A 23,178-nucleotide genomic window follows, 5' to 3' on the forward strand; every position below is an offset into this window, starting at 1 on the left:
CCAATATTGAACTTTGCAATCGGTTGCCTAGCGCATCGCCTGCATGACGGAGACGAAGTTGGCGACGGTGGCGCCGCCCATGTTGAAGATGCCACAGGTCACTGCTCGCGCCGCGTTTTACTGTGAAGACGGCCGTGAATGTTCCTCTCACGGCAATCCAGTTGTCATCCCTGCGCAGGCAGGGATCTAGTAGCCACCGGTTTCAAAGTAGTGCCCATAACTTCAAGTCACAGACCACTGGATCCCGGTTTTGCCGCTGGTGCGTCAAACCGGGATGACAACAAAGGCTCAGTCATAAAGCGCAGGGAAATCGCCAATATTGAACTTTGCAATCGGTTGCCTAGCGCATCGCCTGCATGACGGAGACGAAGTTGGCGACGGTGGCGCCGCAAAATTGAAGACGCCACAGGTCACTGCTCGCGCTTCGCTTGGCCGGGATGACGGTGGATGTTTTTCGTCTCACGGCAACCCAATTGTCATCCCTGCGCAGGCAGGGATCCAGTAGTCACCGGTTTCAAAGTAGTGCCCATAACTTCAAGTCACAGACCACTGGATCCCGGTCTTGGCTAGCACCAAACCGGGATGACAAGGAAAACGGGTCTGACACAAAAAAGCCGGCGCAAACCGCCGGCTCTTCAATCGGAAAGACTTGTCGCTACCGCATCGCCTGCATGACGGAGACGAAGTTGGCGACGGCGGCGCCGCCCATGTTGAAGATGCCGCCGATTTCGGCGTCCTTGACCTGAATGTCGCCGGCCGTGCCGGTAAGCTGCATGGCGGTGAGGACATGCATGGAAACGCCTGTTGCACCGATCGGATGCCCCTTGGACTTTAGGCCGCCGGACGGATTGACCGGCAGCTTGCCGCCCATTTCGGTCCAGCCTTCCAGGATCGCCTTCGCTCCCTCGCCTTCCGACGCAAGGCCCATGGCCTCGTATTCCAGGAGTTCGGCGATGGTGAAGCAGTCGTGGGTTTCGACAAACGAAAGGTCTTCCAGCGCGAGATTGGCATCGCCAAGCGCCTCACCCCAGGCTTTCGAGCAGCCTTCGAATTTCAGAATGTCGCGGCGCGACATCGGCAGGAAGTCCTGGACATGAGCCATGCCGCGGAAGGCAACGGCCTTTTTCATGCCGAGCGCCGTTGCCGGGTCGGTGAGCACCAGCGCCGCCGCGCCGTCGGACACAAGCGAGCAATCGGTGCGTTTGAGCGGTCCGGCGACGTAAGGGTTCTTTTCGCTCTCCGCGCGGCAGAACTCGAACCCGAGATCCTTGCGCATCTGGGCGTAAGGATTGCCGGTGCCGTTTTTGTGGTTTTTGGCTGCAATCTTTGCAAGGGCGTCTGACTGGTCGCCATATTTCTGGAAATAGGAGTCCGCAATCTGGCCGAAGACGCCCGCAAACCCGGCAGGAATGTCGCCCTCTTCCTTCAGATAGGAAGCTTTCAAAAGGTTCTTGCCGATTTCCGGACCTGGCGTTGTGGTCATCTGTTCAACCCCGACGACCAGTACAATGCGGGCATCACCCGAAGCGATCGCACGCACGCCCTGATGGACTGCGGCAGAACCGGTGGCGCAGGCGTTTTCCACGCGCGTTGCCGGTTTGAAACGCAGGGCAGGATCGGCCTGCAAAACCAGCGAAGCGGTGAAATCCTGAACCGAAAATCCCGCGTTGAAGTGGCCAAGCAGGATCTCATCGACGTCTTCCGGTGCGATACCGGCATCATGAATGGCATCGACCGCCACCTTGACGATCATGCTTTCGACCGTTTCTTCCGCGTGCTTTCCGAAGGGCATATGAGCCCATCCCACCATCGCTGCCGTCATGAGATTTCCTCCAATTGCATCCAGTGTCCGGCAAGGGCGCGATAACGCGAACCGCATGCGCTGCGACCAACCTACCCTGACACTATGGAACCTTATCTGGTCCGGACAGTCCCAGCTTCCAAGAGTTATTGCAAGAAGAAATTGACCTAAACGTCATTATGCGTCTTTTTCTTGTTTTTTATCAAAGATATAATCGAAAAATAATTTCTCTCAATATTCTCTCGTAGCGATTTGGCACAACGTTCTTTTTTTTCGCGATTACAGGCTGCGTAGTTTTGTTCATACCCCTGTCATGTTTGGCGATTATCGGGAAAGCCGTTCAGAACAAATTCGTTTTTTGAGCTGTTTTATTGGCAATGCCGGTCCTGTTTTCGCAGGGCCGGTTTTTTCGTTTCAGAGCGGCTGATCGCACGCACTTTCAATCAATTTTGGTCATACGCACTGCTTTTTGTGCGTTGTAACTTGACCTCATGATCCGCGGCATATAGCCATTCAAAGCGCTTTGAGTACAACCCCGCTGCATATCGCGGAACGGAGACCGGCAATGTTTGAGGAAGCCGACACCGGCCACGAGGCCGTAATGCCTGAAAAGATCATCAAGGACCCGGACTGGTGGCGTGGAGCCGTTATTTACCAGATCTACCCGCGTTCCTTTAATGATTCCGATGGAGACGGCATCGGTGACCTCAACGGTATTACCGAACGCATGGACTACATCGCGTCGCTTGGTGTCGACGCGATCTGGCTTTCCCCGTTCTTCACTTCGCCGATGGCGGATTTCGGTTACGATGTTTCCGACTATGAGGACGTCGACCCGATGTTCGGGACACTCGCCGACTTCGACCGCATGGCCAAGGCCGCGCATGAGCGTGGCCTCAAAGTCATGATCGATCTGGTGATCTCGCACACGTCCGACCAGCATCCCTGGTTCAGGGAAAGCCGTTCCTCTAAGGACAATGCAAAGGCGGACTGGTTCGTTTGGGCGGATTCCAAACCGGACGGAACGCCGCCGAACAATTGGCTTTCGCTTTTCGGCGGCCCGGCATGGGAGTGGGACAGCCGGCGTTGCCAGTACTACATGCACAATTTCCTGACGAGCCAACCGGACCTCAACTTCCACAATCCGGACGTCCAGGACGCCGTTCTGGATGTGGCCCGGTTCTGGCTCGACCGCGGGGTCGACGGTTTCCGTCTGGATACGGTGAACTTCTATTTTCACGACGCGGAGTTGAGAGACAATCCGCCCTTGAGCGCCGACGAAGCACCTTCAACGGTTGACCCGACCAACCCGTATGGGTTCCAGGATCATGTCTACGACAAGACCCGTCCAGAGAACCTGGATTTCCTTGAGCGCTTCCGGGCGCTTCTGGACAAGTACCCGGGGTCGACATCGGTCGGTGAGATCGGTGCGGACGGCCAGGCGGTGGAGCTGACAGCGTCCTACACGGATGCGGACAAACGTATCCACATGGCCTACAGCTTCGATCTGCTTACGCCGCAACATTCGGCCGCCTATATCCGGCGGATCGTCGAAGAGATGAATTCCGGCATAGGCTCGGGCTGGGCCAGCTGGGCGCTGTCCAACCACGACGTCAAACGCGTCGGCAGCCGGTGGGGAGACGGCAAGGATCTTGCCCGCTTCGCGCCGCTCGAAACCGCGCTGTGTGCCTCCCTGCGCGGAACCCCGTGCCTTTATCAGGGGGAAGAACTCGGTCTGACGCAGGCTGAAGTCCCATTCGAGAAGCTTCAGGACCCCTACGGCATCCGGTTCTGGCCCGAATACAAGGGCCGGGATGGGTGCCGCACGCCGATGCCGTGGGTAAAAGACAATGGAAACGGCGGCTTTTCGGACGGTGACCCCTGGCTGCCGGTTGCCGCCGAACATCTGCAACTTGCCGCGTTCGAGCAGGACAAGGATGCCGGTTCCATCCTGAATCGTAACCGGACCTTTTATGCCTGGCGCCAGAGTGTTGCCCCGCTCAAGAAAGGAGACATGGTTTTCCTTGAGAGCGAAGGCGAAACCCTTGTCTTCACCCGCAGCTACGAGAATGAGACCGTCCTTTGCGCGTTCAATCTCGCCGAAACGCCGGCGACTTTGATCCTGGAAGGACTTGAGCTTGAAAATCTCAACGCTCCGGGCTTTTCCGGGACCGTTCACAAGGGCACTCTGGCCCTTGAAGGCCTGGACGCTGTGTTTGCCCGCGTAAAATCCTGATTTCTCTGCTTCAAAACACTTCCCGGTGCGGCTAAAAAGGCGCACCGGGCCCCTGCCGGCCCTTTCCATAACCAGCCGGACCCTGAATGACCGACCGCCTGCCCCTGTCCGCATTCATAATCTCCAAAAACGAGGCCGACCGGATCGCCCGCCCGATCCAAAGCGTCGTCGATTGGGTTGACGAGGTCATCGTCGTCGATAGCGGGTCCACCGACGACACGATCGCGGTGGCCGAAGGGCTTGGTGCCAGGGTCGTTCACAAGGAGTGGGAAGGTTATGGTCCGCAGAAGCGCTATGGCGAGGACCAGTGCCGCAACGACTGGCTCATAAACCTGGATGCAGACGAAGAAGTCACACCGGAACTTGCCGACGAGATAATGACAAAATTCGCGGATCGCAGTTATGCGAATGCCGACGGCTGGCGCATCATGATCCGGGACATGTATGCCCATGAAACGGCGCCTGCGCCGTGGGCCTATGGCTATCACCAGATCCGCCTTTACGACCGGCGCAAGGGTCGGTTTTCGGACTCAACGGTGCATGACACAGTCAGGCCACAGGAGGATGCCCGGATCGATAACCTTTCCGGCATCATGGCGCACCGTTCGATCCGCTCGCTTGATTTTCAGGTTGGCAAATACAATCGCTATTCCGGAATGCAGGTTGAGGACATGCGCGCCCGCGGCCGTTCATTGCCGCGTTCCCGCCTGTTGACAGAATTTCCGGTGAGTTTTTTCAAGGCCTATTTCGTCCGCAAGTACCGGAAGTACGGCTGGTGGGGTTTCATTCTTTCAGTGAACTACGCGCACGCACGTTTCCTGCGGGTCGCGAAGGCTTATGAAGCAGACTTGCTGGACAAGACTTCCAAGCGATAGCGCCGGTGGACCGGTCAGGTTCGCCCATTTTCTCACTCCGATCAGCTGACACGTATGACAAGCAATGGCCACTTTGATTGTGCATTCAGTGGTGGCGTGATCGGCCGATGTCGCCTTATAAGGCCTCATGCTTGACGTGCTTATCATTGGCGCAGGTCCCGCCGGGCTTTATGCGGCCGACCAACTCTCCGCCACGGGATACTCGGTGACTGTTGTCGACCGGATGCCGTCGCCCGCCCGCAAGTTTCTGATGGCCGGACGCGGCGGTCTCAACCTCACGCACAGTGAGGATCTACAGACGTTCGTTACGCGGTACCGCAACGCTGCCCCCTTTCTTGCCCCACTGATCGAGTGCTTTCCACCGGATGCCCTGGCCGCATGGTGCCATGAGCTCGGTCAGACGACATTTGTCGGCTCGAGCGGCCGGGTATTCCCAACCTCCATGAAAGCCTCGCCCCTGCTGCGCGCGCTGCTGCGCCGATTGCAAACCAACGGTGTCGAATTGCTGACGCGTCACAGGTTCGCCGGGCTGAGTTCATCCGGAGAAGCTCTGGTGCAATCCGGAGACGAAGATCCACACCCCTTTCCAGCGCGCGCCATGCTGCTTGCACTCGGTGGCGCGAGCTGGCCGAAGCTTGGTTCCACCGCGGAATGGGTTCCTATCCTCAAAGAACACGGTGTCGGCATCGCACCGTTTCAGCCGGCAAATTGCGGCTTTCACGTTTCATGGAGCCCTTATCTCAAGGAACGGTTCGCAGGTCATCCGTTAAAACGGGTCGAATTCAGGATGGGTGAGACAAGCCGGTTCGGCGAAGCGATTTTGTCGGAAAAGGGTCTTGAGGGAGGCGTTGTCTATGCCTTGTCTGCGGATATCCGCGAGACCATCAACACGGCCGGTTCCGCACGGCTTTTGCTCGACCTGCGCCCGGCCATGGATGCAAGCGTCATAACCGAAAAGCTCTCGCGCCCGCGGGGCAAGCAGTCTCTCTCCACTTTCCTGAAAAAGTGCCTCAAGGGGACACCGTTTGAGATGGCGCTGCTGCGGGAAGCAGGCCCCTTGCCCGAAACCCCCACGGGTCTTGCCGGCCTGATCAAGTCCGTGCCGATAACTTGCACGGCGCCCTACTCGATCGACCGCGCTATCTCATCGGCAGGCGGCATCACTCTCACTGAACTGACCCCGGATTTGATGCTCAAGAAACTGCCCGGTGTTTTTGCCGCCGGAGAAATGCTCGACTGGGAAGCCCCGACGGGCGGCTACCTCTTGCAGGCCTGTTTTGCAACGAGCCACCGCGCCGCTGAGGGCATCAAACGTTATCTCGAACAAAAAAGCTGTGTAACGAGCTCATGACGATCCTTTATGTAGATGCCGATGCATGCCCGGTGAAAAACGAGGCGATACGCGTTGGAGAACGTCACAATGTGACAATCACATTCGTCTCCAACAGCTGGATGCGGTTGCCCGACGGCGACCTTATCGAGCGCGTTGTCGTTCCCGAAGGTCCGGATGAAGCCGATAACTGGATTGCGGAACGGGCAAAGGCAGGCGACGTCGTTGTAACGGCCGATGTGCCACTTGCGTCGCGCTGTGTTAATGCCGGTGCACTGGTGATCGGCCCGACCGGCAAGCCCTTTCGCGAAGACGCAATGGGCATGCGGCTTGCGATGCGCGACCTGAACACGCATTTGCGGGAAACCGGTGAAATCCGTGAAAGCGGACCTTCCTTTACGAAGGCCGACAGGTCGCGGTTTCTCAATCAGCTGGAAACGATCATGCGGGCTGCCAAACGAATTTCCGGCGGCTAAACGAAAACTCCCTGCAAGGCTGGGAGGAGAACCTTGCAGGGAGAACGCCGGAAACACACGCGGGTGTCGTTTTCTTGCCGGCTTTGTTGCATTGTCATTTAACTGGCCGGAACCGGATGCCCGGTTCCTGAAAACCCGAAGCGCTTAGCGGCAGAACTTGTACTGACCGGAATACGCCAGGAAGTAGCCTGTGTTCGGGTTGAACGAACGGTATTTGGCGCGGCAATAGTTGTACCAGGCCGGGGACCACGGTGCCGGACGATAGGTCACGACCGGAGCTGGTGCCGGATAATATGCAGGCGGCGGAGCGTAGTAACGCGGTGCCACGTAACGGGGGCGGGACAGAGCAGAACCGATGATTGCACCTGCTGCGAGGCCACCGGCGATGCCGGCACCGACGCGCCAGCCATTGTTGCCGGCTTGAGCGGTTGTCGTCTGGGAGGTAAGCATGACACCGGCGACAAGAGCCAGCGCAGTGGATGTGGTTGCGATTTTCTTGAACATTCCGTGTCCCTTCATGGTTGCGAGGCAATCACTGTCTCTCCGCCTCACCTCATGAAAGGACAATAGCCGCACCGAATATTCCTCTCTGTGACTGGGGTCACAAGAGGTCACTTTACGGAAATTTGGTCGTCAGGGCCGAAAAACAGCGTCAGGGTGACACTCCTGCGACGCCATGTTTTCCTGGCATTCGCTGACGCGTGACAGGTAAGCCCGAAGATAGTCAACGTTTTCGTTTTTCGCATCCATGGCGTCGGTCAAAGACGCGGCGCGGGCCAACCACTCATCAGCAAGTTCGGTTTCGTCCGCAAGAGCAAGCGCATATCCCGTGATCGCCGCGACAAACGGCTTTTCTTTATCGACCCGGCCAAATTCACCCTCGGCCTCTACGACGAATTCCTTGAACAGGTCCCGATTTTTCAAAAGCTGTTCGTTCTCGAACCAAAAGGCCTGCAACAAAATCAGGAAAGCACTTTTCGTGCGCGTATGCTGCAAAACCTCTGCGAGCTTGTAAGCGCGCTGCCAAGGGGGCAGTTTCCGGATAACCTGATAATCCTCGGTCTCGACAAACGTCTTCAGCTGCTCAAGTTCCTGCTCCGAAAACTCCTGATAAAGGGGCAGGCCGTTTGAAGGACACACCGGCAATCTCGTAACGAAGTCACAAGATGTCACCTGTCGAAATGACATGGTTCTGCCCATGGTGGTGCAAGACACAGTCTCGACGATGTTAAACTTTTCGCCGCCGACGGGGCAGGTCTTCTCGGCTTGGACCGGACTTCCAGACATCGCCGGGCCGATCGAGACAGTCCACAAAACAGCCAAAAAAGCTAACCTGATCAATGCTTGTCCACCCTACATGAGCTGCAACCAGAAGCTTTGAACCGCAGCTTGTCAAAAAGATGGTGGGAACCGGACGACATTAAGAAATCTGCATTTCGCACAAACTAAGCGAAATCTCACACTTGTTTCACTTGCCACGCCACGGCCTCAGACCTACATTGTCGCGCATCGGCGCGCGTTGCGTCGTACGGGACATGACGAAAGACCCGGTGAGACTGACTTCGGCAGCGCTCCATCAAGCACTGCTCTGAATACCCAAGCTTTCCGTTTCTTGTTGACTTCTCGTATATCCGCGTTCTGCCGGGAACGGGCAGGCGCACACACTAACGGAAAGGTTTCTCCATGCGTGAGAACGGCACCATTAAGTTTTTCAACCACGACCGCGGTTTCGGCTTTATCACACCGGACAGCGGCGGCAAGGACGTTTTCGTCCACGTGACCGCATTCGAGCAGGCCGGTATCGGTACGCCAGTTGAAGGTGCGAAGATTTCTTTCGTCGCCGAAGACGACCGGCGCGGCCGCGGCAAGCAGGCAGCACAGCTCGAGCTGCTCTGAACCAGTTTCGCGGGACTTCATTCGAGTCCGCTTGAGACAAACGAAAACGGGGCCAAAAGGCCCCGTTTTTTGCGTGTCGTACTTCTTTCCCATGCAAACGGTCACTTGCTACAATGCAGTCAGCTTTGGGAAGAGAGAAAATATGACATTAAACATTTCAGATTCGCCACTCCCCCTGCAGATTGTGTCCATCGCCCTTCTTGTAGGTTTCATAATCGGATTCGTCATAGCGTTTACAGTTCTCGCAACGCTGATAATTAAAAGCATCTTTTTGTCAGACTACCCTCGTGCGAACTTCGCTGAGCGGGCAAAACACTCCAATGAATTTATGAATGACCTTATGCTTTCACCCAAAATGAAACGCACGAGGCTTTTTTTGTTCGGATCGTTTTCAATGTGCCTTCTCTGCCTATTGTCACTATTTTTGCTCACAGTCCTTTTCGGCACACAAAATACGAATTGAGCAAATTGTCCTTCTTCCTGAAGACTCGCCCACTTAAGCATTGACCGCACTTATTGGCTCACTCGAAATAAATTCAGAACAGCTTCAGACACTGAAAGCTTTCGATTTGTGCCGTATCGCCGGAATATCACAGACTGCAAAGACGAAAGCAGAGATACCTCTGGTCACTGGAGACCGCACCAGAGTACCTTCATTGGCAACCAATTGTTGCGTTGTAGTCCCGGTTTGGCAACGCCACAACCGTCGTCATCCCGGCCAAACGAAGTGCGAGCCGGGACCGGTGAGCCCAAACATGCATGATCATTACCCAGCCAGGGCCGTTTGTGGTTCTCCGATCCCGGATCTTCGCTACGCTGCGTCCGGGATGACGAAGGTGAGGCATTGCCAAAACATCGCTCGCGTTGATCTCGCATTCGGCCGCCACTTTGCTCCATATGCCACTCCAGATGATGGAATGGTTTCCATGCAACGCCACCATCGTCGTCATCCCGGCCAAACGGAGTGCGAGCAGGGAACGGTGAGCCCCAATATGCGTGATCATTACCCAGCCAGGGCCGTTTGTGGTTCTCCGATCCCGGATCTTCGCTACGCTGCGTCCGGGATGACGAAGGTGAGGCATTGCCAAAACATCGCTCGCGTTGATCTCGCATTCGGCCAACACTTTGCTCTGTTTGCCACTCCAGTTGATGGAATGGTTTCCATGCAACGCCACCATCGTCGTCATCCCGGCCAAACGGAGTGCGCGCCGGGAACGGTGAGCCCCAATATGCGTGATCATTACCCAGCCAGGGCCGTTTGTGGCTCGCCGGTCCCGGATCTCCGCTGCGCTGCGTCCGGGATGACGAAGGTGAAGTAGTCGAAATCAAGCAAGGCGACGCGAAGGCGTTCTTACCTGGCGTGCGTTTCCGCAGCGCCCTCCAGGCTCACCTTATGCTAGCGCAGCATCCACGCTTGCATCTTTCTTGGCCCATCCTTCGAGACAGCGCCTTTGCGCTTCCTCAAGATGAGGTCTTTAGATTTGGCAACTTCTTGTCCGAGGTTTGTTCTCAGCAACCTCATCCTGAGGAGGACCGGGAGGTCCGTCTCGAAGGATGGGCTGCGAATTTCCGGCGTATCGAACCATTCACAAGGAATTTGATCAGCGCCATGGCGTTGGTAGTCAATGCGTTGATGAGAGCGTTGGCGCCATGAAGAAGCGCCATGCGATCACACTCAGAGGCCGTTGAGCTGTTTCACATGACGAACGACGTCCAACATACGGGCCTCGCCAGGGTTCGATCTCTTGCGGTGACCCAAGTTGAATGTCGCAGCCGTCTTCCCATACCATCCTTGCCCTATCAGCATTGAACATGGGCGTTACAGGTGTTTCCTTGCCACTACCACCTGTGATAGCGTCGGAGTTGCAATGCTCAAGATTTATGAATTTTATCAAAGTCTAATGTTGCCCTATGAGGCCAAACTCAAGAAGGGTGGACTTCACAGACTAACGCTTCGCGTATTGACGATCGGCCCGCTGATCGTATTGGTATTTTTCCTCAATCGGGATTTCGTAAGCCATTCCGTGAATGACCTGCTTTTCGCGATCGGCTTTGGATATGCCGCCCTAACTGCGCCTTTTCTCTGGGTACTGTTCCAGGATCTCGTGAGCGGTGAAGGTGATTCATCGTTCGGCTTTTCGTTCGGCGACGACTCCGGCCATCTGGATAACAACGATTCCAGCGCATGCGAACCCGCCCAAGATCATACAGCAGACTTCGACACCGGTGGGTCTTGCGGCGACTCTGACTAGCGAAAGCCGCCGCACTCCTCACTTCAACATGCAATCCAGCAGTTCTTTCTCGCCGATGACGCCCACGATCGCTCCGTCATTGTGAACGACAACGGGTTCGGAGCTGGATTTCTTGAGCTTGGCGACTTCGCGCACGGGCGTGCCGCTTTCGCAGGTCGGACCATTGGCAAGAGATCCCGGAAGGCTTCCCGGAGGCACCATGATGTCGCGCGCGCGCAGCACATTGAGCGGGTTCATGTGGCTGACAAAGTCCGACACGTAGTCATCTGCAGGGTTCTTGACGATTTCCTGCGGTGTCCCGAGCTGAATGACACGGCCGCCTTCCATGATCGCGATGCGCGAGCCGATCTTGGCGGCCTCATCGAGGTCGTGGCTGACAAAGATGATCGTCCGGTTCAGTTCCTTTTGCAGATCCAGCAACTCGTCCTGAAGCTTGTCGCGGATAAGGGGATCAAGGGCCGAAAACGGTTCGTCCATCAGCAGGATCGGTGCGTCCGTGGCAAAAGCACGGGCAAGACCAACACGCTGCTGCATGCCGCCCGACAATTCGTGGACGTATTTCTCACCCCAACCGGACAGGCCGACGAGCTTGAGCTGAGTCTCTACCTTGGCCGCGCGGTCCTTGACCGACATTCCGGCAAGTTCGAGACCGAAGCCGACATTTTCAGCGACCGTGCGCCAGGGCAGCAGTCCGAATTGCTGGAACACCATGGCGATCCGGTGCCGCCGCAATTCACGCAGCTCATTGGATGAACAGGTTTCCGGATTCACATAGCGGCTATCATCGTAGACCTGTACTTCGCCGCGGATCACCGGGTTGAGACCGTTGACCGCGCGCAGCAAAGTCGACTTGCCGGAACCGGAAAGGCCCATCAACACCAGAACTTCGCCCTCGTGAATATCGAGGCTCGCTCCCGCAACACCGAGGATCTGACCTGTTTCAGCCTGGATTTCCTGGCGCGTCTTGCCGGCGTCAATCAGGGGCAATGCGGATTTTGGATCCTCGCCAAAGACGATGTCGACATCCTTGAAAGTAACAATCGGGGTTCCGGACATGTCGGTCATCGCTTGGCCCCCTCTTCTTTCCTGAAGAACCTGTCGAGCACGATGGCGATCAGAACGATACAGACCCCGACCTCAAACCCTTGCGCAATATTCACCGTGTTCAAGGCACGCAGCGTCGGCACACCAAGACCGTCGGCGCCAACCAATGCCGCAATGACGACCATCGACAGCGACAGCATGATTGTCTGGGTAAGGCCTGCCATGATCTGAGGCAGCGCATAGGGCAGTTCCACCTTCCACAGAAGCTGGGACTTGGTGGCACCAAATGCCTCCCCCGCTTCCAAAAGCGCCTTCGGGGTTGAGGATACGCCCAACTGCGTCAGGCGTATGGGTGCAGGGATTGCAAAGATAACCGTCGCGATCAACCCGGGCACCATGCCCAACCCGAAGAGGATCAACGCAGGGATCAGATAAACGAATGTCGGAATGGTTTGCATCAGGTCGAGCACCGGACGCATGACCGCGTAAAAGCGCGGGTTATGGGCTCCCAAGACGCCCACTGGCACGCCGACGACCATGCAGACAACAGCGGCTGCAAGAACAAGAGCAAGCGTTTCGGTCGTTTCTTCCCAATAGCCCTGATTTAAAATGAGCAGCAGCGCGATCGCGACAAATGCCGCAAACGCAATTTTCCGGTGGACAGCATAGCCGAGTGCAACCGCCAGGACGACAATGATCAATGGCGGCGGTGTTTGGAGAAGCCACAATATTCCGTCGATCAACGTCTCCAGAAAGATCGCAATGCCATCGAACACCCATGCGGCGTTATCGGTCAGCCAATCGAAAAAGGCCTTCGCCCATGGTCCGATCGGCAATTTGTTTTCTGTCAACCAGTCCAACCCGCTGCTCCGGTATTTTTGTTTTCCCAAAAGAAAAGCGCCGGGCAGATGATCCGCACCGGCGCCAGATTAGGCCTTACTCAACGCCAAGGGCGCCTTTCACTGCAGCGAAGCTATCGCCGCCATCGAAGGTTTTGACGCCGACCAGCCAGTTTTCAAACGTTGCCGGGTGTACCTTCAGCCACGCGGCGGCCGCCTTGTTCGGGTCTTCGCCATCATTGAGGATTGCACCCATGATCTCGTTTTCCATTGCCAGCGAGAACTCGAGGTTTTCAAGAAACTTGCCGACGTTGGGGCACTCTGTGGTGTAGCCCGCGCGGACGTTCGTGTAGACCGTCGCGCCACCGAAGTTCGGGCCGAATATGTCGTCGCCACCTTCTAGATAGGCCATCTCGAAATTGGCGTTCATCGGGTGCGGTTCCCAGCCGAGGAAAACAATGTCGTTGTCACGCTTTCCAGCGCGGGCGACCTGCGCCAACATGCCCTGCTCGGAGGATTCGACCACTTCGAAACCTTCCAGACCATAAAGGTTTTCGTCGATCATGCCGATAATCAGGCGATTGCCGTCATTGCCGGCCTCAATGCCGTAGATCTTGCCATCAAGATCGTCCCGGAACTTGGCAATGTCCTGGAAGCTCTTCAGACCCTTGTCATAGGTGTATTTCGGAACCGCGAGCGTGTACTTGGCTCCTTCCAGGTTGGCGCGAACGGTCTCGACCGACCCGTCTTCCCGATAAGCCTTGATGTCGCCTTCCATTGTCGGCATCCAGTTGCCGAGGAAGATGTCGATGTCCTTGTTCTTCAAGGATGCATAGGTCACGGGAACCGAGAGGATCTTCACTTCCGGCTCGTAGCCGAGGGCTTCGAGAACCACGGATGTGGCTGCCGTCGTCGCCGTGATATCCGTCCAGCCGACGTCCGAGAACCGAACCGTCTTGCAGGCCTCCGGGTCGCTGGCAAGTGCCGTGCCGGACAGCATCAGGCTAAGTGCCAGACCTCCAGCGAGTTTCGCTGCAATGTTCATGAGTATACCTCCTTCGGAAAGCTGACTTATCTATTTTACAGGGTGCGTGGTCCTGCGCGGCGCAAAGCGCCAGAACCCGCGAAGGACGGACATTTGAAGTGTCCGCGACAATCCTCCAAGACCCTGCCCCGGGGCAATCCAAACATCCACTGCAAAATTTTGCAAGTTTTCATTGATTGAACGTTCAATTAAAAATAATACTCGTGAAAGCCCGGAGATTGCGATGCCCAAAGTCGGAATGGAAGCGGAACGTCGGAAAAGCCTGATCGATGCGACCGTCGACGCAATTCACGAACGTGGTTACAGCGACATCACGATGGCCCAGATCGCCAAGCGCGCTGGCGTCTCCGGCGGATTGGTTCACCACTATTTCGGATCGAAAGATCAATTGCTTGCAGCGACAATGCGACATCTGTTGACCGAACTCGGCCGTGCAATCCGCAAGGACCTTGCCCGCGCGGAAACACCGCGTGAGCGCATTTCGGCAATCATCACCGGCAACTTTGCGACCGACCAGTTCCAGCCCGCCGTGATAGCCGCGTGGCTCGCTTTTTACGTGCAATCGCGCACGACGGAGAGCAACAGCCGGCTGTTGCGCGTTTATGCGGCACGGCTGGCTTCAAACCTGACATTCAATCTGCGCTCCTTCATGCCACGTGCCGAGGCGCAGCGAGTTGCAGAGGGAACGGCTTCGCTGATCGATGGTGTCTGGATCCGACAGGCCTTGAGTGATGCCCGTCCGGACCGGCAGGCAGCGATCGCTATCGTTGAAGACTATGTTGAAACCAAAATCGCCGCTTACACGAACCGTGCCGACAACGGCTGAGCCGGAGCTCCATCATGCTTGACCAGTTTGATTTCATTATCGTGGGCGCCGGCTCCGCAGGATGCGCCATGGCGAACCGCTTGTCGGAAGACCCGACCAACCGGGTGCTGGTTCTGGAATTCGGCGGAACCGATGTCGGCCCGCTGATCCAGATGCCGGCGGCGCTTTCCTACCCCATGAACCTGCCGATTTACGACTGGGGTTTTGAAAGCGAGCCAGAGCCCCACCTTGGCGGACGCCGGCTTGCGACACCGCGCGGCAAGGTGATCGGCGGATCGTCCTCCATCAACGGGATGGTCTATGTGCGCGGCCACGCCTGCGACTTCGACACCTGGGAAGAGATGGGGGCAAGCGGCTGGGGCTACCGGCATGTCCTGCCCTACTACAAGCGGCTTGAACAGAACCCGCACGGACAAAATGGCTGGCGCGGGACCGACGGCCCCTTGCATGTTCAGCGCGGCACAAAGTGGAACCCCCTGTTTCATGCCTTCCGAGACGCTGGCCAACAGGCGGGCTATGGCGTCACGGAAGACTATAACGGCGAAAAGCAGGAAGGCTTCGGCGACATGGAGATGACGGTCCACAAGGGCCGCCGCTGGTCTGCCGCCAACGCCTATCTGAAGCCTGCCCTCAAGCGCGGCAATCTGGAATTGATCAAGGGCGCACTTGTCCGCAAGGTTCTGATCGAAAACAACCGCGCCGTTGGTGTCGAATTCGAGACTGGCGGCGAAATCCGCGAAGCCAGAGCCGCGCGAGAAGTCGTTCTTGCCGCTTCGTCCATCAACTCACCCAAGATACTGATGCTCTCCGGCATCGGCCCTGCCGACCAGCTGTCCGAGTTGGGCATCGAAGTCGTTGCGGACCGCCCCGGCGTCGGCGCTAACCTGCAGGACCATCTGGAACTCTACATCCAGCAGGCATGTACGCAGCCGATCACACTCTACAAGCACTGGAACCTCTTCTCCAAGGCGATGATCGGTGCCCAGTGGCTGTTCTTCAAAAATGGCCTTGGCGCGTCCAACCAGTTCGAGAGCTGCGCCTTTATAAGGACGAAGCCGGGCATCAAATATCCGGACGTTCAGTATCACTTCCTGCCTTTTGCCGTGCGTTACGACGGCCAGGCGGCGGCGGAAGGACATGGGTTTCAGGCACATGTCGGCCCGATGCGGTCAAAGTCGCGCGGCCGCGTTTCGCTGAAATCCGGTGACCCGAAGGACAAACCGTCGATCCTCTTCAACTACATGTCGCATGAAGAGGACTGGAAGGATTTCAGAACCTGTATCCGTCTGACGCGGGAAATATTCGGTCAGGAGGCATTCGCGCCGTATCGCGGCAAGGAAATCCAGCCGGGAGACAATGTGCAAAGCGATGAAGCGCTTAACGACTTCATCCGCGAGCATGTGGAAAGCGCCTATCATCCTTGCGGAACCTGCAAGATGGGCGCAGTGGACGATGCGACAGCTGTTGTCGACCCGCAATGCCGTGTGATCGGCGTCGAAGGGTTGCGTGTTGCAGACAGCTCCATTTTCCCGCAAATCACCAACGGCAATCTCAATGCCCCTTCGATCATGGTCGGTGAGAAGGCCTCCGACCATATCCTGGGCAAAGACCCGCTTCCGGCCTCGAACCAGCAGCCCTGGATCCACCCGGACTGGGAAAACAGCCAACGCTAACGCCAGGCCGGATCAGCGGCCCAAGATCAATTTCAGGAGCACCTCATGCGCGCCCAACCGAAAGCCTCGCACTATGTCGGCGGTTCCTATCTGGAAAGCCAGTCCGGAACGCCTTTTGACTCTCTCTATCCGGCGACGGGTGAGGTGATTGCCCAAATCCAGTCGGCAGACGATGCGGTCATTGAAGCTGCTGTTTCAGCAGCGAAGGAAGGCCAGAAGATCTGGGCGGCAACATCCCCTGCCGAACGTGGCCGGGTTCTGCGGCGCGCCGCTGAGCTGCTGCGTGCGCAGAATCACGACCTTTCGGTGCTGGAGACACTCGACACAGGCAAACCCTTACAGGAAACGCTCATCGCCGACGCAGCATCAGGCGCAGACTGTCTTGAATACTATGGTGGTCTTGCCGCGACGCTTACCGGTGAGCACATCGATCTTGGCGGGTCCTTTGCCTACACGAAACGCGAGCCTCTCGGCGTCTGTTTCGGTATCGGTGCCTGGAACTATCCGATCCAGATCGCCTGCTGGAAAGCATCTCCGGCGCTGGTCTGCGGCAATGCCATGATTTTCAAGCCCTCCGAGGTTACCCCTCTCAGCGCGCTGAAACTGGCCGAGGCGCTCACGGAGGCCGGATTGCCAGATGGTGTCTTCAACGTGATCCAGGGCTTCGGCGACGTCGGCGCGAAGATGGTTGCGCATCCCGATATTGCAAAGGTCTCGCTGACCGGTTCGGTCCCGACCGGCGCAAAAGTCGCCTCGCTTGCCGGTGAATACCTGAAAAAAACAACGCTTGAACTCGGCGGCAAGTCGCCGCTTATCATCTTCGACGACGCCGACATTGAGAACGCGGTTTCTGCTGCCATAAACGCAAACTTCTATTCGACCGGTCAGATCTGTTCGAACGGAACGCGTGTTTTCGTTCACACGGCGATCAAGGAAGAATTTCTGGCCCGACTCGCCGAGCGTACAGGCAACGCGGTCCTTGGGGATCCGCTGGATGAAGCGACGAATATCGGCCCGCTGGTTTCCAGACAGCAATTCGACAAGGTCATGCACTACATGCAGATAGGTCAACGGGAGGGCGCCCGACTGGTATGCGGCGGCGGTGCTGCCAGTGTCGACAGTTTTCCAGATGGTTACTTCGTCCAGCCAACGGTTTTTGCCGATGTCAAAGACGACATGACCATCGCCAGGGAAGAGATTTTCGGGCCGGTGCTGAGCGTACTCGACTTTGACGATGAAGATGACGTCGTTACACGAGCGAACGCTACCGAATTCGGTCTGGCCGCTGGTGTTTTCACGCGAGACATTCAGCGTGCGCACCGCGTGATCGACAGGCTTCAGGCCGGAACATGCTGGATCAACACTTACAATCTCACGCCGATTGAAATGCCTTTTGGCGGCTACAAGAAATCCGGCATGGGCCGCGAAAACGGTCATGCTGCGATTGAGTATTACAGCCAGATCAAGAGTGTTTACGTCGAAATGGATGGCGTCGAAGCCGCGTTTTGATCTGCTCTTTTCGAATTCAAGCGAAAAATCCCCGGTTAATTAGCCGGGGATTTTTTGTTTTATTACGTTTCAAGCAGATTGAAGTTTGAACGGCTGAGACCAATTTAGCAGTGAACCGGGATTACGAGGAAACCGAATGACCCGAAACGTGCTCGACCCCGCGCCGCGCAGCTACGCCCCGCATGTCTATCTTCTCAACCGTTCCCAGCGCGGTGCCTCCTGTGCGCCCGCGCGGCAAACGCTCAGCGACGTTCATGACTGGCTGCTGCACCAGGCAACACGCATCGACAACGTCATGCTGATGTTCGAGGAGTTCATGTGGCGCTGCACCGCCGCTGATCTCGGCATCGATCGCTGCACGCTGCATATCGGGACGCTTCATCCCAGGATGATCGGGTTTTCCTGGTTCTGGAGCCGCCTCGATGAAATCTGTGATGAAATCGCAGCAGATGCGGGCGCTATTACGCAGACCGCCTTCACCCGCAATCCGCTTTACAAAGTCATCATCGAAGGACAAACGATCAAGGTAGACCTTGAGACCGAAGAAGGGCGCACGTCTGCTCCCCTGATGCAGGAACTGGCCGAGCAGGGTTTTACCGCCTATGCAGCCATGCCCCTCAGCGCTTCCGGCGAGACGTTCAATGGGATGACCTTCGCAACCACGCGCCCGGGCGGTTTTGAGACCAAGGACAAGGAACAGATCAAGCGGCTGATCGATCTCCTTGCCCTCCATGTGGAACGTCACATCGTGACCCGCATCGCGCGTAATGTCGCCGAAACGTATCTCGGCCCAATCGCAGGACGACGTGTCCTGGACGGTGAAATCCGGCGCGGTGACGGCGAGGCCATCGAAGCGGTGGTCTTCATGTCGGACATGCGCGGCTTCACTCAACTGGCGGACCGGCTCAGCGGACCTGAGGTCACTGCGATACTCAATGCCTATTTCGACCGGGTGTCCGTCGCGATCCTCAACCATGGCGGGGATATTCTGAAATTCATGGGGGACGGCATTCTAGCCGTGTTCGACCAGAAGGTTCTTGGCGAGGGTGCGGCAGCCTCCGCAGCAGTGAATGCCGCCAGAGCAGCACTTACGGCCATCGAGGACCTTAATGAAAACGCGCCCGAAGATCTTCCATCAGTGGACCTTTGGCATCCGCTCAAGATTGGAATTGGGCTCCACAGAGGCGAAGTTTTCTTCGGCAATGTCGGTGGAGAAGAACGGCTCGATTTCACCGTTATCGGACGGGCAGTCAACGAGACCAGCAGGGTGGAATCCCTGTGCAAACCGCTTGGCCGTGAGCTCCTGTTGACCGAACCTGTCCGCGCTGCTCTCACAGGTGAGCTTCAGACAGGTCTTAATGAAATGGGCGAGCATGCCCTGCGCGGTGTCGGCAAACCGGTCGCGATCTTCGCGGCTTGAAAGTCTGTCGTGCTGCCGGTCGTTCTTTTTAGCCTCCCTGTCATCCCGGCACGAACCGGGATGACACGAAAGACAATCATTCGTTCACTTCGTCAGGATCAACTTGCCCTGCTTTGTGATCGACAGGCGATATGTGTCCTCGTTGTGCTGGATCTGGATCTGACGCAGCCCGCTGAATAGTTCGCGCGAATCGAACTCGGTTTTCGGCTGCACCGCATTTGCGGCCAAGGCGCGTCGTGAGCTGCCTGGCACGCTTATCGAAAGGCGGCGCTTCTGGCTGTTGGCGGTAAGTGTCATTGGCGCGATTGGTCCCTGGCCTTTGTTTGTCCGCTTCGCGAAAAAGGTTCGCGAGAGCGTCCAGATGAGAACAATTAAAAGGTGAGTTTCTCACTCAACTTTATACTTGACACTCATACTCAAGTTTTCCTATCAAGGCAATGCCTGATCGAAACGGAACTGGAAATCGCGTCCTCCGGTTTTGTAAAGAACAGGGTCTGCGGGTAACCGGAGACGAAAAATGCCAGGCCAGCCAACCGCCCTCTCCTCTCCCTCAGCGGCCAGCCAGCCCGGCCTTTTCTTATTGGCGCACGTTCGAAGCGTCCTTTCACTCAAACGAAAAAAGCGCCAGCCAAATGGCGGCGCTTTCCAATGATCGTGGATTTGGATGCCTATGCGTTCGCCGCTATCGGCGCATCCGAAGAGTCGATTTTCAGCAGGTTGCGCATACCGAACCGGTCCTCGGAAAGATCCGCAATCGATTTTGCATCGAGCACTTCCATGAAGGCTTCCAGAGCTTCGTGCAGCAGCCCGTTAAAGCCACACGATACGATTAGCGGGCAATCTTTCCGCCCCGAATCGAAACACTCTGCCAGCAGAAAACTTTCTTCCGCAGCCCGGACGACCTCGCCAACCGTGATCTGTTCCGCAGGACGGCCAAGCATGACCCCTCCATTGCGGCCGCGAATGGTCCTGATCAGATTTGCATCAACCAGCACCTTCATGATCTTGAAGAGATGGGTTTCCGACATGTCGAAACTGGCTGCGATATCGGCAACCTTGCTCGGTTTGTCAGGGTTCACGGCGCAATACATGAGAGCGCGCACGGCGTAATTGGTCTGTTGTGTCAGGCGCATGAGTTAGATATGCGGCGCGTGACGTCAAAGGTCAATGTAAAAATTTGAGTGTACGAGTGGACTTTATCTGTTTCAGACACGTTCAAGACTGTGACGGCAGATTGTCCTTGAGAAAAACATCAATGCCAATGCGCTCCTGACCGTCAATAATCGGCGCGCCATCGCAAAGGGCCTTTAGAACCCTTATGGCGCTTCGGATTTCGTGACCGGGATCTTGTGCAATCACGGCGTCCATCACGTTGTTTCTAAGCGCATCGCTCGTATAAGGCGTCAATTCATGACCGATAAAGACGATCTTTTCCGCCCGCCTGGAGGCCGACAATGCGGCGATTGCTCCGCGGTTCCCCGCACCAATATTGTATAGACCTGCAAGGTCCGGAACGTCCTTGAGCAGCTTCGTCACCAGGTCCGCATTCTTGGCGTTGTCGTCCCGGCCCTCACGAACCTTGAGCAATTCCAGATGCGGAAACTCGGTTTCGATGACCTGCCGGCAGCCTTCATAACGCTCGGCATGATCCCGCAAGCCAAGCGAGCCCGCGATCAGGCCGATCTTGCCCGCTTTTTCGGGCAGGAACCGGCCCAGCAATCGACCCGCCGTGCGCCCGGCGGCCAGATTGTCGATCCCGACAAAGTGCTGGCGCGCCGAAGACGGATGATCCGATACAAGTGTCACCACCGGCACGCCGCGATCCTGAAGGCGATCGATGCTAGCCCTGACTTCCGGGAAGGCCGGTGCCACGACCGCAACGCCATCGCAAACGGATCCGTCCAGGATCGCCAGTGTCCCTGCAACGCGATGCCCGTCAAAGGCGTCGATCGGCTCCACATGTATGGTCATCCGGTCACCGCTCATCGTTTCGGCATGCGAGGCGGCTTCACGAGTGAGATCCTCCATGAAGGCGTTCGGGCCATTGGGGATGAGAAAGTGAAGCCGGTAGACACGTTTCTTCGCAAGCCCGGCGGCAAAGACATCGGGTTTGTAATTCAGGTTGTCGACGGCAAGCCTGACTTTTTCGATCGTTGCCTTGCGCACGCCCGGGCGGCCGTTGAGCACCCGGTCAACCGTCGCCAGACTGACACCGGCCGTCTCAGCCACATCATGAATTGTCACGCGCTTCATTCAAACCTCTCGAATGGAGACAGTATACAAGCGAATGAGGAACGGTCATCAAAAAATGCTGCAGCGCATTAAGATGCACCCTGCAAAGGCCTTTTCACACGAATTGACCTGCCGCGTGACCGGACGACCAGGCCCATTGGAAATTGAAGCCTCCGAGGTGGCCGGTCACATCCACCGCTTCACCTATGAAATAGAGACCCGGCACGCTCGTCGTTTCCATGGTCTTCGAAGAGAGTTCTTTAGTGTCGACCCCGCCGAGGGTCACTTCCGCCGTCCGGTAGCCTTCGGTACCGACCGGGGTCAATTGCCATCGATTGAGCTGTTCGGCAGCCCGGCGCAGGGCCTTGTCCGATTGATCAGCGAGCCGTCCCTTCAGCCGGAACGCCTGGGAGAGAGCGTCTGCGAGCCGGTTCGGCAAAAGCTGGCCGAGCGCTGTTTTCAAGTCCTGTTTCGGCGCTTCCTGCCGAGCCGCGCGCAGCGTTTCAAAGACGTCGGCTTCCGGAGCCAGATTCACCGAAATCGGCTTGCCCTCCTGCCAGTAGGAGGAAATTTGCAGGATTGACGGACCCGACAAGCCGCGATGGGTGAAGAGCAGACCTTCCTGAAACGTCGTTTTCTGAAATGACACCTTGGCGTCTACTGCGACACCGGAGAGAGAGCTGCACAGTTCCTTGTTGGCATCTGAAAAGGTCAGCGGCACCAGGGCGGCCCGTGGCGGGACGATCTTCAGATCGAATTGTTTGGCGAGGTCATAAGCAAACCCTGTCGCACCCATTTTCGGGATCGACGGTCCACCCGTCGCAACCACCAGCGTCTGCGCTCTTATGGGCCCTTTCGACGTTGCCACCGAGAAGCGATCATCAGGTTTGCTGACCGCCTTGATCCCGGTTTCCAATTGCAATGAGCCACCGGCCGCTTCAAGTTCGGTGAGCAGCATCCGGATGATGTCCTTGGCGCTCTCGTCACAAAAGAGTTGACCGAGTGTCTTTTCGTGCCAGGCAATGCGGTGCTTTTCCACCAGCTTGAGAAAATTCTGCTGGGTATAGCGCTTCAGGGCGGAGACGCAGAAACGCGGGTTCTGCGACAGAAAGTTCTCGGGCGAGCAATGCAGATTGGTGAAATTGCAACGGCCGCCGCCAGAGATACGGATCTTGTCCGCCGGCCGCCTGGCATGGTCGATGACCAGCACCTTGCGCCCGCGCTTTGCCGCCTCAATCGCACACATCAGACCGGCGGCACCACCACCAAGCACAAGAACATCCAGATCACGCATGGGCGGGCTTATAGCGGGTTTGGACCGGGTGAGTAAGGGCCATTTTGCTCTGTTTGCAGGCGTGGCAGGCGTGAGTTGTGCTGACCGATCCCCGGATATGAAATTCTCTTTTCGGCCAGGCGCAGCGCGCGCTTGAACAGAGGAGCCGCAAGCGATGCAGGACGATTGAGACTATAAGAGCGCACCGATCCCGGATCTCCGCTGCGCTGCGTCCGGGATGACGAAGGAAAACAGATGTCGCTGAAAGTCCCTCGTTCTGAGAGACCTCATTGGTGGCTGGTCACACTTTGCTTAGCGAAGACGGATGCGAGATCCGTACCAGCATGTCTGCAGCCAACCTTTGTTGTCATCCCGGACGTAGCGAAGCGCAGGTCCGGGATCCAGTAACCACAACTCTATTCTCCGAACTGTCACACATGCGTTTACTGGA

General features: G+C 56.9%; 21 protein-coding genes. 10 read left to right on the forward strand and 11 right to left on the reverse strand.

Features of this window, described 5'->3' with window-relative positions; genetic code table 11:
• Positions 1 to 655: 655 nt before the first annotated feature.
• On the reverse strand, positions 656 to 1,822 hold the full coding sequence (locus Q0915_RS14775) for an acetyl-CoA acetyltransferase (RefSeq protein ID WP_299484408.1): 1,167 nt from the start codon (positions 1,820 to 1,822) through the stop codon (positions 656 to 658).
• 544 nt (positions 1,823 to 2,366) lie between these two features.
• Here Q0915_RS14775 and Q0915_RS14780 point away from each other — a divergent pair.
• The 4 genes from Q0915_RS14780 (at position 2,367) to Q0915_RS14795 (ending at position 6,718) form a co-directional block, all read left to right on the forward strand.
• Entirely contained in the window at positions 2,367 to 4,037 is a 1,671-nt protein-coding gene (locus tag Q0915_RS14780) for an alpha-glucosidase family protein (protein ID WP_299484409.1), read from the forward strand.
• Between the two features lie 86 nt (positions 4,038 to 4,123).
• On the forward strand, positions 4,124 to 4,912 hold the full coding sequence (locus Q0915_RS14785; protein WP_299484410.1) for a glycosyltransferase family 2 protein: 789 nt from the start codon (positions 4,124 to 4,126) through the stop codon (positions 4,910 to 4,912).
• 127 nt (positions 4,913 to 5,039) lie between these two features.
• Complete coding sequence (locus Q0915_RS14790; protein WP_299484411.1) at positions 5,040 to 6,263, forward strand: TIGR03862 family flavoprotein; 1,224 nt, start codon at positions 5,040 to 5,042, stop codon at positions 6,261 to 6,263.
• Complete coding sequence (locus Q0915_RS14795) at positions 6,260 to 6,718, forward strand: YaiI/YqxD family protein (RefSeq protein WP_299484412.1); 459 nt, start codon at positions 6,260 to 6,262, stop codon at positions 6,716 to 6,718. Before Q0915_RS14790 ends, Q0915_RS14795 begins: the two co-directional genes overlap by 4 nt.
• A 144-nt stretch (positions 6,719 to 6,862) precedes the next feature.
• Here the strand turns inward: Q0915_RS14795 and Q0915_RS14800 are convergent, their stop codons facing one another.
• Together Q0915_RS14800 and Q0915_RS14805 are read right to left on the reverse strand one after the other, a co-directional pair.
• Entirely contained in the window at positions 6,863 to 7,222 is a 360-nt protein-coding gene (locus Q0915_RS14800) for a BA14K family protein (protein WP_299484413.1), read from the reverse strand.
• 129 nt (positions 7,223 to 7,351) lie between these two features.
• A complete protein-coding gene (locus Q0915_RS14805) occupies positions 7,352 to 7,906 on the reverse strand; it encodes a hypothetical protein (RefSeq protein WP_299484414.1) in 555 nt (184 codons plus the stop codon).
• A 495-nt stretch (positions 7,907 to 8,401) separates the two neighbouring features.
• Here Q0915_RS14805 and Q0915_RS14810 point away from each other — a divergent pair, with 495 nt between their 5' ends.
• Entirely contained in the window at positions 8,402 to 8,614 is a 213-nt protein-coding gene (locus Q0915_RS14810) for a cold-shock protein (RefSeq protein ID WP_299484415.1), read from the forward strand.
• Positions 8,615 to 9,267: 653 nt separating this feature from the next.
• Here the strand turns inward: Q0915_RS14810 and Q0915_RS14815 are convergent.
• Entirely contained in the window at positions 9,268 to 9,855 is a 588-nt protein-coding gene (locus Q0915_RS14815) for a hypothetical protein (RefSeq protein WP_299544334.1), read from the reverse strand.
• Between the two features lie 627 nt (positions 9,856 to 10,482).
• Here Q0915_RS14815 and Q0915_RS14820 point away from each other — a divergent pair.
• Positions 10,483 to 10,866 (forward strand): hypothetical protein, encoded by a 384-nt coding sequence (locus tag Q0915_RS14820; protein ID WP_299474799.1) that lies wholly within the window; start codon positions 10,483 to 10,485, stop codon positions 10,864 to 10,866.
• Positions 10,867 to 10,884: 18 nt separating this feature from the next.
• Here the strand turns inward: Q0915_RS14820 and choV are convergent, their stop codons facing one another.
• The 3 genes from choV to Q0915_RS14835 form a co-directional block, all read right to left on the reverse strand.
• Positions 10,885 to 11,931, reverse strand: coding sequence for a choline ABC transporter ATP-binding protein (gene choV / locus Q0915_RS14825; RefSeq protein ID WP_299474802.1), 1,047 nt, complete (start codon positions 11,929 to 11,931; stop codon positions 10,885 to 10,887).
• A complete protein-coding gene (gene choW / locus Q0915_RS14830) occupies positions 11,928 to 12,770 on the reverse strand; it encodes a choline ABC transporter permease subunit (RefSeq protein WP_299474805.1) in 843 nt (280 codons plus the stop codon). Before choW ends, choV begins: the two co-directional genes overlap by 4 nt.
• Before the next feature lie 76 nt (positions 12,771 to 12,846).
• Positions 12,847 to 13,800, reverse strand: coding sequence for a choline ABC transporter substrate-binding protein (locus Q0915_RS14835; protein ID WP_299477011.1), 954 nt, complete (start codon positions 13,798 to 13,800; stop codon positions 12,847 to 12,849).
• A 217-nt stretch (positions 13,801 to 14,017) separates the two neighbouring features.
• On the opposite strand from Q0915_RS14835, the gene betI reads away from it, so the two are divergent.
• From betI to Q0915_RS14855, 4 genes are all read left to right on the forward strand, one after another.
• Entirely contained in the window at positions 14,018 to 14,620 is a 603-nt protein-coding gene (gene betI, locus Q0915_RS14840; protein WP_299474808.1) for a transcriptional regulator BetI, read from the forward strand.
• A 14-nt stretch (positions 14,621 to 14,634) separates the two neighbouring features.
• On the forward strand, positions 14,635 to 16,293 hold the full coding sequence (gene betA / locus Q0915_RS14845) for a choline dehydrogenase (protein ID WP_299474811.1): 1,659 nt from the start codon (positions 14,635 to 14,637) through the stop codon (positions 16,291 to 16,293).
• 45 nt (positions 16,294 to 16,338) lie between these two features.
• Positions 16,339 to 17,802: a betaine-aldehyde dehydrogenase gene (betB, locus tag Q0915_RS14850; RefSeq protein ID WP_299474814.1), complete on the forward strand. Its 1,464-nt coding sequence runs from the start codon at positions 16,339 to 16,341 to the stop codon at positions 17,800 to 17,802.
• Between the two features lie 136 nt (positions 17,803 to 17,938).
• Positions 17,939 to 19,222, forward strand: a complete 1,284-nt coding sequence (locus Q0915_RS14855; RefSeq protein WP_299474817.1) for an adenylate/guanylate cyclase domain-containing protein — start codon at positions 17,939 to 17,941, stop codon at positions 19,220 to 19,222.
• Positions 19,223 to 19,306: 84 nt separating this feature from the next.
• On the opposite strand, the gene Q0915_RS14860 is transcribed toward Q0915_RS14855, so the two are convergent.
• From Q0915_RS14860 to Q0915_RS14875, 4 genes are all read right to left on the reverse strand, one after another.
• On the reverse strand, positions 19,307 to 19,519 hold the full coding sequence (locus tag Q0915_RS14860; protein ID WP_299474820.1) for a hemin uptake protein HemP: 213 nt from the start codon (positions 19,517 to 19,519) through the stop codon (positions 19,307 to 19,309).
• Positions 19,520 to 19,890: 371 nt separating this feature from the next.
• Entirely contained in the window at positions 19,891 to 20,355 is a 465-nt protein-coding gene (rirA, locus tag Q0915_RS14865) for an iron-responsive transcriptional regulator RirA (protein WP_299474823.1), read from the reverse strand.
• A gap of 82 nt (positions 20,356 to 20,437) precedes the next feature.
• Positions 20,438 to 21,475: a LacI family DNA-binding transcriptional regulator gene (locus Q0915_RS14870; protein WP_299474826.1), complete on the reverse strand. Its 1,038-nt coding sequence runs from the start codon at positions 21,473 to 21,475 to the stop codon at positions 20,438 to 20,440.
• 94 nt (positions 21,476 to 21,569) lie between these two features.
• The gene (locus Q0915_RS14875) at positions 21,570 to 22,748 is read right to left on the reverse strand and encodes an NAD(P)/FAD-dependent oxidoreductase (RefSeq protein WP_299474828.1); all 1,179 of its coding nucleotides are present in this window, start codon (positions 22,746 to 22,748) and stop codon (positions 21,570 to 21,572) included.
• Between the last annotated feature and the right edge of the window lie 430 nt (positions 22,749 to 23,178).

The organism is uncultured Roseibium sp. (genome assembly GCF_947494555.1).
Taxonomy (GTDB): Bacteria; Pseudomonadota; Alphaproteobacteria; order Rhizobiales; family Stappiaceae; genus Roseibium.